Annotated in this window: 11 protein-coding genes and 1 pseudogene; all 12 read left to right on the top strand. The window is 32.6% G+C overall.

Going from position 1 to position 15,039, the window contains the following annotated elements:
- Positions 1-25 precede the first annotated feature (25 nt).
- The gene (locus tag CW731_RS08935) at positions 26-3,082 is read left to right on the top strand and encodes a TAT-variant-translocated molybdopterin oxidoreductase (RefSeq protein ID WP_100946395.1); all 3,057 of its coding nucleotides are present in this window, start codon (positions 26-28) and stop codon (positions 3,080-3,082) included.
- A gap of 22 nt (positions 3,083-3,104) precedes the next feature.
- The gene (nrfD, locus tag CW731_RS08930; RefSeq protein ID WP_100946394.1) at positions 3,105-4,568 is read left to right on the top strand and encodes an NrfD/PsrC family molybdoenzyme membrane anchor subunit; all 1,464 of its coding nucleotides are present in this window, start codon (positions 3,105-3,107) and stop codon (positions 4,566-4,568) included.
- Between the two features lie 2 nt (positions 4,569-4,570).
- Positions 4,571-5,098 carry a DUF3341 domain-containing protein gene (locus CW731_RS08925; RefSeq protein WP_100946393.1) on the top strand — a complete coding sequence of 176 codons (528 nt, stop codon included), beginning with the start codon at positions 4,571-4,573 and terminating at the stop codon, positions 5,096-5,098.
- 10 nt (positions 5,099-5,108) lie between these two features.
- Positions 5,109-5,657 (top strand): cytochrome c, encoded by a 549-nt coding sequence (locus tag CW731_RS08920; protein ID WP_198519801.1) that lies wholly within the window; start codon positions 5,109-5,111, stop codon positions 5,655-5,657.
- Positions 5,658-5,684: 27 nt separating this feature from the next.
- The gene (locus CW731_RS08915; protein WP_100946392.1) at positions 5,685-7,136 is read left to right on the top strand and encodes a quinol:cytochrome C oxidoreductase; all 1,452 of its coding nucleotides are present in this window, start codon (positions 5,685-5,687) and stop codon (positions 7,134-7,136) included.
- 35 nt (positions 7,137-7,171) lie between these two features.
- Positions 7,172-8,179 carry a cytochrome c oxidase subunit II gene (locus CW731_RS08910; protein WP_100946391.1) on the top strand — a complete coding sequence of 336 codons (1,008 nt, stop codon included), beginning with the start codon at positions 7,172-7,174 and terminating at the stop codon, positions 8,177-8,179.
- A gap of 34 nt (positions 8,180-8,213) precedes the next feature.
- Entirely contained in the window at positions 8,214-9,995 is a 1,782-nt protein-coding gene (locus CW731_RS08905) for a cbb3-type cytochrome c oxidase subunit I (RefSeq protein WP_100946390.1), read from the top strand.
- Positions 9,996-10,127: 132 nt separating this feature from the next.
- Positions 10,128-11,150: a Holliday junction branch migration DNA helicase RuvB gene (gene ruvB, locus CW731_RS08900; RefSeq protein WP_100946389.1), complete on the top strand. Its 1,023-nt coding sequence runs from the start codon at positions 10,128-10,130 to the stop codon at positions 11,148-11,150.
- A 32-nt stretch (positions 11,151-11,182) separates the two neighbouring features.
- Positions 11,183-12,910: a SulP family inorganic anion transporter gene (locus CW731_RS08895; protein WP_100946388.1), complete on the top strand. Its 1,728-nt coding sequence runs from the start codon at positions 11,183-11,185 to the stop codon at positions 12,908-12,910.
- 147 nt (positions 12,911-13,057) lie between these two features.
- Positions 13,058-14,464: a rhodanese-like domain-containing protein gene (locus CW731_RS08890; RefSeq protein WP_100946387.1), complete on the top strand. Its 1,407-nt coding sequence runs from the start codon at positions 13,058-13,060 to the stop codon at positions 14,462-14,464.
- 5 nt (positions 14,465-14,469) lie between these two features.
- Positions 14,470-14,835, top strand: coding sequence for a rhodanese-like domain-containing protein (locus CW731_RS08885; RefSeq protein WP_232734655.1), 366 nt, complete (start codon positions 14,470-14,472; stop codon positions 14,833-14,835).
- A 47-nt stretch (positions 14,836-14,882) separates the two neighbouring features.
- Positions 14,883-15,008, top strand: a pseudogene (locus CW731_RS08880) (hypothetical protein); the annotation flags it as partial.
- Between the last annotated feature and the right edge of the window lie 31 nt (positions 15,009-15,039).

The raw sequence follows: 15,039 nt of genomic DNA, 5'->3' as shown, positions 1-15,039 counted from the left end.
TCAATCATTAAATAAAAAAGTATAAATGGCTTCAAACAAAAAATACTGGAAAAGTGTTGAAGAACTAAAAGGTAGTTCTGTTGTTGAAACGCTGGGTAAAAATGAATTTGTAGATAGTATACCTACAGATGATTTTTTAGGTGATAAAGAAACACTTGAGAATTCTTCTACTTCACGTAGAGATTTTTTGAAGTATGTTGGCTTTACAACAGCGGCAGCTTCATTAGCAGCTTGTGAAGGACCGGTTATTAAATCGATTCCATACGTTGTAAAACCAAATGATATTATTGCAGGTGTTGCAGACTGGTATGCTACTACAATGGCAGATGGTTACGATTTTGCAAATGTATTGGTTAAAACTCGAGAGGGTCGTCCAATTCAGATAATGCCAAATAAAGAAGCAAACGGAACAACAAGCGCAAGAGTTCAAGCAGCTGTTCTTTCTTTATATGATGAAAAATTACGTTTAAAAGAACCTACTAAAGGAGGTTCTGCTATTTCTTGGGATAATGCAGACAAGGAAATAGGACAAAAATTAAATGAATTAAAAGAAGCTGGTAAGCAAGTTGTTCTATTAACAGGAACAATGGCAAGCCCATCAACAGATAAAGTAGTTGGTGAGTTTTTAGCTACATACCCAAATGCAAAACACGTTATTTATGACGCGATATCTGAAGCAGCAGCAGCAGATGCATTTAAAACGATGTATGGTAGAAGAGCTTTACCGAATTATAAGTTAGAAAATGCAGAAACAATTGTCTCTTTTGGTGCAGATTTTCTTGGAGATTTCCATGGAGGTTTTGAAAAAGCATTTATTGCTGGTAGAAAACCTGAAACAGGTAAAATGTCTTACCATGTTCAAGTAGAAAGTAATATGTCTCTTACAGGAGCAAATGCAGATAAACGTATGGTTGCAAAACCATCTGATGTTGTTTTTGCTTTATTAAACTTATACAATGCAATTACAAAGCATGGTGTCGCTTCAAAAGCAACTCCACTAGATGTTGAAATTCAAAAAATTGCTAAAAGTTTACTAAAATCAGGCTCTAAAGGAGTTGTGATGACTGGTATTAATGATGTGAATGCACAATTAATATCTTTAGCGATTAATAAAGCCTTAAATAGTGAGATATTAGACATCAATAATTCATTAAATATTCGTCAAGGAAATTTTGATGAAGTTCAAAATGTAGTTTCAGATATGAAGTCTGGAAAAGTGGGAGGTATATTAACAGTGAATATAGATCCTTCTTATACATTACCAAATGCTACTGAATTTACAGAGGCATTAAATAAAGTTGATTTAAAAGTTGCTTTGTCGGTTGAGAATAATGAAACTGTAAATGCAATGGAATATGCATTACCAGCACCACATTTTTTAGAATCTTGGGGAGATACTAATTTCTCTGAAGGAAATTATGGTTTAGTTCAACCAACAATTCAGCCATTATTCAAAACACGTCAAATTCAAGATACGTTCTTAAAATGGTCTGGAAGTTCAACTTCTTACTATGACTATTTAAAGTCTTTCTGGTCAACAGAAATTTTAGAAGGTTCTTCATGGAATAAAGCTTTACATAACGGTTTTTTCAATAAAACAGCTTCAGCAACTGTAGAAGGTTCAGTAGTACTTTCAATTGAAGAAGTTGCATTAAAATTAAAGAAAAGTACATCAGTTTCAGCAATGGAGTTGAATTTATATACCAAAACTGGTTTAGGAGATGGTAAACAAGCGAACAATCCTTGGTTACAAGAATTTCCAGATCCAATTACAAGAGCTTCTTGGGATAATTATTTAACCATGTCTATTCCAGATGCAAGAGAATTAGGTTTCTCTAACCCTGTAAAAGATAACGGAGCAATTAATGGAGATTACGCGAAGGTGACCGTAAATGGTGTCGAAGTAGTAGTACCTGTTATGATTCAGCCAGGTCAAGCAAAAGGATCTGTAGGTTTATCGCTAGGTTTCGGTAAAACTTTTGGTTTAAAAGAAGAGATGCAAGTAGGTGTTAATGCTTACCCTTTATATAAGGGAGGTAATAACATTCAATATAATGTTGCAATAGAAAAAGTAGTTGGAACGCATAAATTTGCTTGTACACAAGTACAAAAAACAATTGCAGGTCGTCATGATATTTTAAAAGTTGCTAGTTTAAAAGAGTACAATACTGTTGCGCCTAAAGATCATCATCATGGTTGGAATAAACCTGCATATGTATCTTATGATCATAAAGAAGTTGAAGCCAAAACAATTGATTTATGGGATGAGCATAACAGAGAAGTAGGTCATCATTTTAACTTATCTATAGATTTAACATCTTGTACAGGTTGTGGAGCATGTGTTGTAGCATGTCATGCAGAGAACAATGTACCTGTTGTTGGAAAGAATGAAGTTAGAGTTGGTAGAGATATGCATTGGTTGCGTATTGATAGATATTACTCTTCAGAAGTTGAAACTCGTGAAGAAGCCAAAGAAATGGGGCTAAGCGGTGGAGATTTATATAAAGCTTTAGAAACTGAAGCAGAAAATCCTGAAGTTACTTTTCAACCAATGATGTGTCAACACTGTAATCATGCTCCTTGTGAGACTGTTTGTCCTGTTGCTGCAACATCACATGGTCGTCAAGGTCAGAATCAAATGGCATACAACAGATGCGTAGGTACAAGATATTGTGCAAACAACTGTCCATATAGAGTTCGTAGATTTAACTGGTTTAATTATTCTAATAATAACGAGTTCGATTTTAACATGAACAACGAATATGGGAAAATGGTTTTAAATCCAGATGTTGTAGTTCGTTCTAGAGGAGTTATGGAAAAATGTTCTATGTGTATTCAAATGACACAAGCAACGATTCTAAAAGCTAAGAAAGAAGGAAGAAAAGTAAATGTTAATGAGTTTGAAACAGCTTGTTCTTCAGCATGTACTACAGGAGCTATGGTTTTTGGAGATGTAAATAATAAAGAAGACGAAGTAGCTGCATTAGCAGAAGACAAAAGAGCATACAATGTATTAGATTATCTTCAAACGAAGCCTAATGTAATATATCAAGTGAAAGTAAGAAACACAAACGAAGCGTAATTTAAATTTAAGATATCAGAATATGTCTCATTACGAAGCACCCATAAGGGAACCTTTAGTATTAGGTGATAAAAGTTACCACGATATTACCGAAGACATTGCAAAACCTATAGAAGGGGCTGCAAATAAAAATTGGTACATTGCATTTTATATCTCATTAGCAGCAATGCTTTGGGGATTTGGATGTATTTTTTACACCGTAGGAACTGGTATTGGAGTCTGGGGATTAAACAAGAACATTGGTTGGGCTTGGGATATTACCAACTTTGTATGGTGGGTAGGTATTGGTCACGCAGGAACATTAATTTCCGCGGTACTTTTATTATTCCGTCAAAAATGGAGAATGGCAATTAACCGTTCTGCGGAAGCAATGACAATTTTCGCTGTTTTTCAAGCAGGATTGTTTCCAATTATTCACATGGGACGTCCATGGAATGCATATTGGGTGTTACCGCTTCCTAATCAATTTGGATCATTATGGGTTAATTTTAACTCACCTCTATTATGGGATGTTTTTGCAATTTCAACATATTTATCTGTATCATTAGTATTCTGGTGGACAGGTTTATTGCCCGATTTTGCAATGATTAGAGATAGAGCAGTAAAACCTTTTCAAAAGAAAATATACGCTTTACTATCATTCGGTTGGTCTGGTAGAGCAAAAGATTGGCAACGTTTCGAAGAAGTATCTTTGGTACTTGCAGGTTTAGCAACACCATTAGTACTTTCTGTACATACAATTGTATCAATGGATTTTGCAACATCAATTAATCCAGGTTGGCACTCAACAATTTTCCCTCCTTATTTCGTAGCTGGAGCAATCTTTTCAGGATTTGCAATGGTACAGACGTTATTAGGTATTATGAGAAAAGTTACAAACCTAGAAGATTACATTACACGTATGCACGTAGAGTATATGAATATGGTAATTATCTTAACAGGTGGAATTGTAGCTGTAGCTTATGCAACTGAATTTTTTATTGCATGGTACACAGGTTCACCATACGAAAACTATACTTATTTATCTGTAGGTGCTGCAACAGGACCTTATGCTTGGGCTTTTTGGTCATTAATTACATTCAATATCATTACACCACAATTATTATGGATTAAGAAATTTAGAAGAAGTTTTACAATTACTTTTATCATTTCAATCGCAATTAATATTGGTATGTGGTTTGAACGTTTCGATATTATTGCAATTGTATTAAGTAAAGGTCATTTACCATCAACATGGTGGCGTTTTGAACCAACGTTTGTAGATGTAGGTATCTTTATAGGTACAATAGGATTCTTCTTTGTATTATTCTTATTATATGCGAGAACATTTCCAGTAATTGCGCAAGCGGAAGTAAAAACAATATTAAAATCTTCTGGTGAATATTATAAGAAGAGAAGTGAACAAGGAATTCCTACAAAACCTGCAATTGTTGTTGCAAATACAGTAGTAAAAAAGGAGGATTCTGATAACAATTTAAACGGATAATTATGGAAGCATCAAAAGTTATTCATGCGTTTTATACAGATGACGAAGTATTGTTAGATGCAGTAAAAGCTGTAAAAGCAGAACATCATCATATCGAAGAAGTATTTTGTCCATTTCCAGTACATGGTTTAGACAAAGCAATGGGATTAGCTCCTACAAGATTAGCTATTACAGCTTTTTTTTATGGGATTACAGGTTTAGCCTTTGCTATTTGGATGACAAATTACATTATGATTGAAGACTGGCCGCAAGACATTGGTGGTAAACCAAGTTTTTCATGGTTAGAAAACATGCCAGCATTCGTGCCAATCATGTTTGAACTAACAGTCTTTTTTGCAGCACATTTAATGGTTATTACGTTTTACATGAGAAGTAGAATTTGGCCATTTAAAGATGCAGAAAATCCTGATCCAAGAACTACGGATGATCATTTTTTAATGGAAATTCCAGTTCATAATAATGAAGAAGCATTAACTTCTTTGTTAGCTAAAACAGGAGCTGTAGAAATTAATATAGTAGATAAGCACTAATATATAGATAATGAAGAATTTTAAATTAATTATCGCTCTAGTAATCTTTGCAAGTATTGTTTCTTGTAATGATAATAAAACAAGAAAAGCACAATACATGCCAGACATGTATGAATCTATTCCTTATAATGCTGATAGTGCAGAAGGGTTAGGAGGAGAACCTGTAAATAGCAAACCAGTTGCTGGTACTATTCCAAGAGGTGGAGCTCCTGCTTATGATATTCCTGATACGATCGAAGGTTATGATAACGCGAAAACAGTGTTGAAATCACCTTTAGATAAAGATGAGAAGAACCTAGACAATGGTAAGAAAATGTACTCTATTTATTGTGCCTCTTGTCATGGTAAAAAGGGAGATGGACAAGGATACTTAGCAACTTCAGAAAAGTTTGCTGGAATTCCTAATTACAAAGACAGAGACATTACTGAGGGAAGTATTTATCATGTAATAATTCATGGTAAAAACTTAATGGGTTCCCACTCATCTCAATTAACGTACAAAGAACGCTGGCAAATAGTGCAATACGTAGAAGTTTTACGAGCAGATTTGTTAAAATAAACTACAAACAGAAAGAATACTAAAGATATGTATCAATTCTCAGGTAAATTAAAAACATTCTCATTAGCACTAATTATTCTTGGTGTTATAGGAATTGCATTCAGTTTTTATAATGGTTCTCAAAAGACCATTGAAGACGCTAAACATGTAATTGAAGCCTCTAGTAACGACGGTCATGGAGGTTCTCATGGAGAATCACAAAATGATGGTCATGCCATAGAAGCTCCTAAAGCTGATCATAATACATCAGGAGTTCATCAAAACGTTGAAAATGTAGATAAAACGATGAGCGGACACGGTGCTCATGATGATAATTCTCATGCTGAACATGTCTTACATCAATTACAAAATAGACCTTGGTCTGCATTTTATGTAGCTTTGTTCTTTTCATTAGGAATCACATTATTAGTTTTAGCTTTCTATGCAATACAAAGAGTTGCGCAAGTGGGGTGGTCTGTTGTTATTTTAAGAGTAATGGAAGCTATAACAGGTAACTTATTACCCGTTTCTATTTTAATGATAGTTGTAGTTATTGCTTCGGTAATGCATCTAAATCATTTATTCCCTTGGATGGCGGAAGGTACTTTTGACCCAACAAGTGAAAATTACGATCCTATTGTAGATGGAAAATCTTGGTGGATTAATTCTACTGGATTTGTAATAAGAAGTATCGTATATCTTTTAATTTGGAATGCTTATCGTTTCTTTATCAGAAAAGGGTCTATAAAAGAAGACACAGCGAATGATGGAAATAAAACATATAAGAGAAATTATAACGCATCAGTTATTTTCTTATTCTTATTTATGATAACAGAGACAACGATGTCTTGGGATTGGATTATGGGGTTAGATCCTCACTGGTTTTCTACATTGTTTGGTTGGTATGTTCTTTCTACTTTGTTAGTAAGTGCTTTAACAGTAATTGCTTTTTTTACAATATACTTTCGTTCTAAAGATTTACTACCAGGTATTAATGATAGCCATATTCACGATTTAGCAAAATTTATGTTTGGTTTTTCAGTATTCTGGACATACTTATGGTTTTCACAGTTTATGTTAATATGGTATGCGGATATACCAGAAGAAACGACTTATTTCGTAGCAAGATTTACAGAGTATAAATTACCTTTTTTAGGAATGGTTGTAATGAACTTTGTATTTCCAATATTGTTATTATTAAATAGTGACTTTAAAAGTAAACCTTGGTTTGTTTTTATTGGTGGTATTGTTATTTTAGCTGGTCATTATATAGATGTATTTATCATGGTGATGCCTTCAACAGTAGGAGCAAATTGGTTCTTTGGAATTCCAGAAATAAGTTCTTTATGTTTCTTTATTGGCTTAATGATTTATACAACTTTAAGATCATTTTCTAAAGCAAATACAATTCCAAAAGGAAATCCTTTCTTAAAAGAAAGTGAACATTTCCATTATTATAATATTGAACATTCAGAAGAAGGTTCAGCAGATCATCATTAACAAATAATTGAATTTAAAATTAAGAAAAGATTAATATGCTAGCTCTATTTTATATTTTTATAGGTGTTGCAATCGGTGTAAGTGTTTGGCAGATTACTAGAATCATGGATTTTAGGAGCTCTATTGCAGACGACAAAGATAATGCTGCTCAAGGTAAATACGCCATTGGTTTTATGGCCTTTTTATATGCAATGATGATTTATTGCTTAATCTTCATGAATGTAGTACTTCTACCAGAATCTGCTTCTATCGAAGGGGAACATGATGATAATTTATTTAATATTACATTTTGGTTAATTGGTATTGTACAATTTATTATGCAATTCTTAATATTTTACTTTACGTTTAAATACAGAGGTAAAAAAGGACAGAAAGCAAAGTTTTATGCAGATAGTCATAAATTAGAATTTATTTGGACAGTAACACCTGCGGTTGTTTTAGTTGTTTTGATAGGTTACGGATTGTGGCAATGGAATAACATAATGGATTTATCTGACTTGGAAGATCCTGTTGTTATAGAAGTTTATTCAAAACAATTTCAATGGGAGGCACGTTATGCAGGAGCTGATAATATGCTAGGTGTTGGAAACGTAAACTTTATTAAAGGTATCAACACAATGGGGGTTGATATGACAGATAAAAACGCAATTGATGACAAACAAGTAACTGAATTATATCTACCGAAAGGGAGAAAAATTCATTTTAAGTTCCGTTCGCAAGATGTTTTACACTCTGCTTATATGCCTCACTTTAGGGCACAAATGAATTGTGTACCAGGTATGGTTACAGAATTCGGATTTACACCTAAGTATACTACTGAAGAAATGAGGAATCAATCTGAAGTAATAGAGAAATCTATAGGTATCAATAAAATAAGAAAAGCAAAAGGAGAAGAACCTTATGTTTTTGATTATTTGTTGTTATGTAACAAAATTTGTGGAGCATCTCACTACAACATGCAAATGAAAATTACAGTTGTAGAGCAAGATGAGTATGACAAATGGTTATCAGAACAACCAACATTAGCTGAAGTTATTAAATAATTTATAATATAAAATACTACAAATAAGTAAGATTATGTCAGATCATCATCATAAAGAAACTTTTGTAACAAAATATCTTTTTAGTCAAGATCATAAAATGATTTCTAAGCAGTTCTTAGTAACTGGTATGTTTATGGGAATCATTGGTGTATTAATGTCTATGCTATTTCGTATACAACTTGCATGGCCGGATACCTCATTTTCAATTGTTGAAGCTTTTTTAGGTTCTCATCAAACGGATGGAATTATGGACCCAGATATGTATTTAGCACTAGTTACAATCCATGGTACTATTATGGTATTCTTTGTATTAACAGCTGGTTTAAGTGGTACATTCTCAAATCTATTAATTCCGTTGCAAATTGGTGCTAGAGACATGGCCTCTGGTTTCTTAAACATGGTATCCTACTGGTTATTCTTTATTTCGAGTATCATTATGGTCATATCTTTATTTGTTGAAGCTGGTCCAGCATCTGCAGGATGGACAATCTATCCTCCATTAAGTGCATTACCACAGGCAATTCCAGGTTCTGGAATGGGTATGACTTTATGGTTAATTTCTATGGCTATATTTATAGCATCGTCATTAATTGGTTCTTTAAATTACATAGTAACGGTATTTAATTTAAGAACAAAAGGAATGAAGATGACAAGACTGCCATTAACAATTTGGGCATTCTTTATCACTGCTATTATTGGTGTAGTTTCTTTCCCTGTATTATTATCTGCAGCTTTATTGTTGATTTTCGATAGAAGTTTCGGAACCTCATTTTACTTATCAGATATTTTTATTTCAGGAGAAGTCTTACACTATCAAGGTGGTTCACCTGTATTATTTGAACACTTATTTTGGTTTTTAGGTCACCCAGAAGTATATATCGTTTTATTACCGGCATTAGGTATTACCTCAGAAGTGATATCTACAAATGCTAGAAAACCAATTTTTGGTTATAGAGCAATGATTGGTTCTATAATGGCTATAGCATTTTTATCTACAATAGTATGGGGACACCATATGTTTATTTCAGGAATGAATCCTTTCTTAGGATCTGTGTTTACATTTACAACCTTATTAATTGCAATTCCTTCAGCAGTAAAAGCTTTTAATTACGTTACTACCTTATGGAAAGGTAATTTACAATTGAATCCTGCAATGCTATTTTCTATTGGTTTAGTTTCTACATTCGTAACAGGTGGTTTAACAGGATTGGTTTTAGGAGATTCTGCTTTAGATATTAATGTTCATGATACGTATTTTGTAGTAGCGCATTTTCACTTAGTAATGGGTGTTTCTGCTATCTTCGGTATGTTTGCTGGTGTGTATCACTGGTTCCCGAAAATGTATGGTAGAATGATGAATAAAACATTAGGGTACTGGCACTTTTGGTTAAGTATTATATGTGCTTACGGTGTTTTCTGGCCAATGCATTTTATTGGTTTAGCAGGTTTACCACGTAGATATTATACAAATACAAACTTTCCTATGTTTGATGACTTAGCAGACATCAACGTTGTAATTACAATTTTTGCCTTAGTAGGTGGTATTGCTCAAATTTTCTTTATTGCAAATTTCTTTATCTCTATGTATAGAGGTGAAAAAGCAACACAAAACCCATGGAGATCAAATACTTTAGAATGGACTACTCCGGTAGAACATGTACATGGTAACTGGCCAGGGAAATTACCAGTAGTTCATAGATGGGCTTATGATTATAGTAAGCGTGTAGATGCAAATGATGATGATAGTGATTACTTACATGGAGAAGATTTTGTTTTACAAACAACACCTCTATTAGAAGGTGAAGAGCCATCATAAATTATAAATTTTATCCTTGTGCAAACAAGAACCGATATAAAAATTAAAAAAAACCTTTCCAATTCGGAAAGGTTTTTTTGTTATGTAACAAAAGGTACAACATGGTATTTTATTTAATATTATCTTTGTTTTATGAATGACAATTTAAATCCTGAAAATGATAATTTATCTTACGAAGACTTAGATGTAGAAAAAAAATTACGTCCGTTATCTTTCGACGATTTTACAGGTCAAGATCAAGCAATTGATAATTTAAAAGTTTTTGTTCAAGCGGCAAATCAACGAGAGGAAGCCTTAGATCATACACTTTTTCATGGACCTCCAGGTTTAGGAAAAACAACGCTTGCTCATATCTTAGCCAATGAATTGCAAGTCGGCATAAAAGTAACTTCTGGTCCTGTACTAGACAAACCAGGAGATTTAGCTGGTTTATTAACAAATCTAGATGAACGGGATGTTTTATTTATTGATGAAATTCATCGTTTGAGTCCGATTGTAGAAGAATATTTGTATTCTGCAATGGAAGATTATAAGATTGATATTATGATTGAATCTGGCCCAAATGCTAGAACGGTGCAGATCAATTTAGAACCATTTACATTAATAGGAGCAACCACCAGATCTGGGTTGTTAACAGCTCCAATGAGAGCAAGATTCGGAATAAGTAGTAGATTGCATTATTATAAAACAGAATTACTTACTACAATTATACAAAGAAGTGCACATATTTTAAAGGTTCCTATTTCAATGGAGTCTGCTATTGAAATTGCAGGTAGAAGTAGAGGAACACCTAGAATAGCAAATGCATTGTTAAGAAGGGTTCGTGATTTTGCTCAGATTAAAGGAGACGGAAGTATTACGATAGAAATTGCAAAATATGCATTAAAAGCATTAAATGTAGATGCACATGGTTTAGATGAAATGGACAATAAGATTTTAGCAACCATTATAGATAAATTTAAAGGAGGCCCTGTTGGTATTTCTACAATTGCTACAGCAGTTAGCGAAAATACAGAAACCATAGAAGAAGTGTATGAACCCTTTTTGATTCAACAAGGTTTTATTATGAGAACGCCAAGAGGAAGAGAGGTTACAGATTTAGCATACAAACACTTGGGAAGAGTAAAAGGAATAAATCCGGGAGAATTATTTTAAAATTGCTCTAAGATTTTGAGCATCGTTAATATATGAATATTAAAAAAATAATACCAATTTTAGAATGGTTACCAAACTACAATCCATCACTTTTTAAAGGTGATTTAATTGCTGGTATTACTGTTGGTATTATTTTAATCCCGCAAGGAATTGCATATGCACTTATTGCAGGATTGCCACCAATTTATGGTTTGTATTGTGCATTGGTACCACAAGTAATGTATGCAATCTTTGGTTCTTCAAGACAAGTTGCAATTGGTCCTGTAGCAATGGATTCATTAATAGTAGCAACAGGAGTTTCTACTTTAGCTCTGGCAGGTTCAGAAAGTTATATTGCTATCGCTATTTTATTGGCTTTAATGGTAGGTTCCATTCAATTTATAATGGGGATATTTAGCCTAGGTTTTATTGTGAATTTCCTTTCTAAACCTGTTATTACTGGCTTTACTTCTGCAATTGCGCTTACTATTGGCTTGAACCAGTTTAGAAATTTATTAGGAGTAGATTTTGTTCAAAGTGATCAAATTCAGATTATATTAGAAGATATTTGGCTCCATATAAGTAATTTTAATTACCATACAACAAGTATCGGTCTGGTTTCTGTAATTATAATTATTATCTTTAGAAAGATAAATAAGAAAATTCCAAACGCGTTAATCGTTGTTATTTTGGGGATATTAATTATGAAGTTTTTTGGTAAAAGTTTTGAAGATGTTTCTATTGTGAAAGATATTCCTTCAGGTTTACCTAAATTCGGAATGCCTAGTTTCGACTTAGATCAAATGCGAGAATTGTTGCCAATTGCACTAACTTTAGTAATGGTTGGTTATTTAGAAACTATTTCCATAGGAAAATCATTAGAAGCAAAACAAGATGAATATAGAATAAGACCAAATCAAGAATTAATTGCTTTAGGTCTAAGTAACATGGTAGGTTCTTTATTTAAAGCATACCCCAGTACTTCAAGTTTTTCTCGTTCTGCTATCAACCAAGAAAGTGGTGCAAGAACAGGTATGGCAGCATTAATTTCTGTAGTAATGGTTATAATTACATTATTATTTCTTACGCCATTATTTTATCATTTACCAAAAACAGTTTTAGCAGCAATTATTATTGTAGCAGTCTTCGGGCTGGTAAATTTTAAAGAAGCAAGTTTTCTTTGGAAAGCGAATAAACTAGACTTTTGGTTAATGCTTGCTACATTTTCTGCAACATTGCTACTAGGAATTGAATACGGAATAATTGTAGGCGTAGGTTTATCATTAATTATATTGATATTTAGAACTTCCAGACCCTATGTTGCTGAATTAGGGAAAGTACCAAACTCTAATTTCTATAGGAATAAAGACAGATTTGACGAAGTTATTATAGAAGACGAAATTTTAGTCTTTCGATTTGATGCACAATTGTTTTATGCAAATTCATGTTATTTTAGAGATAAATTAGATGAAATGATGTTAAAAAAAGGAAAAACCTTAAAATTGGTTGTTTTAGATGCAGAAAGTATTAATAGAGTTGATAGTACAGGAGTAGAGATGTTGAAGGAACGGATAAAATATTGTCAAAAAAGAAATATCATTTTTTATTTTGCAGGAGTTAAAGGACCGGTAAGAGATGATTTGTTTAGAAGTGGAATTTTAGATATTATAGATTTAAATCATTTTTTCATGCGTCCAAATCAGGCAGTTAAATTCTATAAAACAGGTGATAGAAAGCATCAAGAAAAATACGCAAAATACATACACCAAGCATACGACTAAAATAAAAATAATTTTCTAATTCCTCAATGCGGTAATTTTTAAAGTAGGCATTTAAGTGAATATAAGAATTAAATAAAACTGATAAATATCATCTACTATAACTTAGTTATTATGTTATTTTGAGGTCTATAAAATGAATATTAAAATATGATTATAGAACAAATTTACACAGGTTGTTTAGCTCAAGGAGCATATTACATAGAAAGTAATGGTGAAGTAGCTATTATAGATCCTTTGAGAGAAGTACAAGATTACATAGATAGAGCAGCAAAAAATAATGCGAAGATTAATTATATTTTTGAAACACATTTTCATGCAGATTTTGTGAGCGGACACGTAACTTTGGCTGAGAAAACAGGTGCAAGAATAGTATATGGTCCAACAGCAAAAACAAGTTTCGATGCAATAATAGCAAAAGACAATCAGGTTTTTAAAGTTGGTGATATTACAATAACAGTTTTACATACGCCAGGTCATACTTTGGAGAGTTCTTGTTATTTATTGAAAGATAAAAACGGGAAAGACCATGCGTTGTTTAGTGGAGATACGTTATTTTTAGGTGATGTTGGAAGACCAGATTTAGCTCAAAAAGGAGCTATTACAGAAGAAGATTTAGCAGGATTCTTGTTTGATAGTTTAAGAAATAAAGTAATGCCATTGGCAGATGATGTAATTGTTTACCCAGCTCATGGAGCAGGTTCTGCTTGCGGTAAAAATTTAAGTAAAGAAACGGTGGGTACTATTGGTAATCAAAAAGAAACCAATTATGCTTTAAGAGCAGACATGACGAAAGCCGAGTTTGTTAAAGAAGTTACAGATGGTTTATTGCCTCCACCAGCTTATTTTCCTTTAAATGTAAAGATGAACAAAGAAGGTTACAAGTCTATAGATGAAGTTTTAGAAAATAGCGCAAAGCCATTATCTGTAAAAGCATTTGAAATTCATGCAAATGAAACAGATGCATTAATTTTAGATGTTCGTCATCAATCAGAATTTATAAAAGGTTTTATACCACAATCTATTTTTATTGGTTTAGGAGGTACTTTTGCACCTTGGGTTGGTGCATTGATTAAAGATATTAAACAACCAATTTTATTAGTAACCCCAGAAGGAGAAGAAGAAGCTACAATTATACGTTTGTCTAGAGTTGGCTTTGACAATGTTTTAGGGTACTTAAAAGGAAGTTTTGCTTCTTGGAAAGAAGCTGGTAAAGAAATTGATACTTTAGAATCTATTTCTGCGGATGTATTAGAACAGAAAATTAAAGAAAAGATGCCTGTTTTCGATGTTAGAAAACCGGGTGAATACCAAAGCGAACATATAAAAGTGGCAGAAAGTACACCTTTAGATTTTTTAAATAACCATATTTCAGAATTTCCAAAGAAAGGAAACTTCTATGTACATTGTGCAGGTGGTTACCGCTCTGTAATTGCATCTTCTATTTTAAAAGCACGTGGTTTTCATAATGTTGTTGATGTTGCTGGCGGTTATGCGGCCATTAGAAACACGTCTATAGAAAGAACCAATGCAGTTTGCCCATCAACTTTAAAATAGAAAAGATGAAAAAGATTGTCTGTATTTTTTTGATGAGCTTCTTTTTTATAAACTGTAGTTCATCAGAAGAAATAAAATCAATCTCTACAAAAGAGTTAAAAGTTTTATTAGAGAAAGAGAATATTCAATTAATGGATGTTAGAAGTCCGAAAGAAATAGAAGAAGGAACTATAAAAACGGCTCTTTTTGCTAATTATTTTGATACTGATTTTCAAGAAAAAGCATCTGAACTAATAGACAAGTCTAAACCTGTTTATTTATATTGTAGAAGTGGAAATAGAAGTGGCAAAGCATCTGTAATTTTAAAAGAAAAAGGTTTTAAAGTGGTAAATATTTTAGGCGGCTATAATCAATGGAAAAAAGAAAATTAGATATTATGATTCTAGAAATAGAAAACTTAAAATGAGGTGGTTGTGCAGCAACTATAAAAAAAGGATTGTTAAGTTTAAAAATTATGAATAAAGTTGAAGTGAATGTAGAAAAATCACTTGTTGTTGTTACTTCAGAAATTGAAAATTTAGCATTGATTAAAGAAAAATTATAGAAATTAGGTTATCCTGAAGTAGGAGATAAAA

The organism is Polaribacter sp. ALD11, from assembly GCF_002831685.1.
In the GTDB taxonomy this organism is placed as follows: domain Bacteria; phylum Bacteroidota; class Bacteroidia; order Flavobacteriales; family Flavobacteriaceae; genus Polaribacter.
Note: the sequence above shows the minus strand (reverse complement) of the source record. Positions and strands in the feature narration are given on the sequence as shown.

Coding starts and splice junctions, on each gene's coding strand:
- CW731_RS08890 (WP_100946387.1), top strand. CDS start 13,058: ATGATTATAGAACAAATTTACACAGGTTGTTTAGCTCAAGGAGCATAT.
- CW731_RS08935 (WP_100946395.1), top strand. CDS start 26: ATGGCTTCAAACAAAAAATACTGGAAAAGTGTTGAAGAACTAAAAGGT.
- nrfD (WP_100946394.1), top strand. CDS start 3,105: ATGTCTCATTACGAAGCACCCATAAGGGAACCTTTAGTATTAGGTGAT.
- CW731_RS08925 (WP_100946393.1), top strand. CDS start 4,571: ATGGAAGCATCAAAAGTTATTCATGCGTTTTATACAGATGACGAAGTA.
- CW731_RS08885 (WP_232734655.1), top strand. CDS start 14,470: ATGAAAAAGATTGTCTGTATTTTTTTGATGAGCTTCTTTTTTATAAAC.
- CW731_RS08915 (WP_100946392.1), top strand. CDS start 5,685: ATGTATCAATTCTCAGGTAAATTAAAAACATTCTCATTAGCACTAATT.
- CW731_RS08910 (WP_100946391.1), top strand. CDS start 7,172: ATGCTAGCTCTATTTTATATTTTTATAGGTGTTGCAATCGGTGTAAGT.
- CW731_RS08905 (WP_100946390.1), top strand. CDS start 8,214: ATGTCAGATCATCATCATAAAGAAACTTTTGTAACAAAATATCTTTTT.
- CW731_RS08920 (WP_198519801.1), top strand. CDS start 5,109: ATGAAGAATTTTAAATTAATTATCGCTCTAGTAATCTTTGCAAGTATT.
- ruvB (WP_100946389.1), top strand. CDS start 10,128: ATGAATGACAATTTAAATCCTGAAAATGATAATTTATCTTACGAAGAC.
- CW731_RS08895 (WP_100946388.1), top strand. CDS start 11,183: ATGAATATTAAAAAAATAATACCAATTTTAGAATGGTTACCAAACTAC.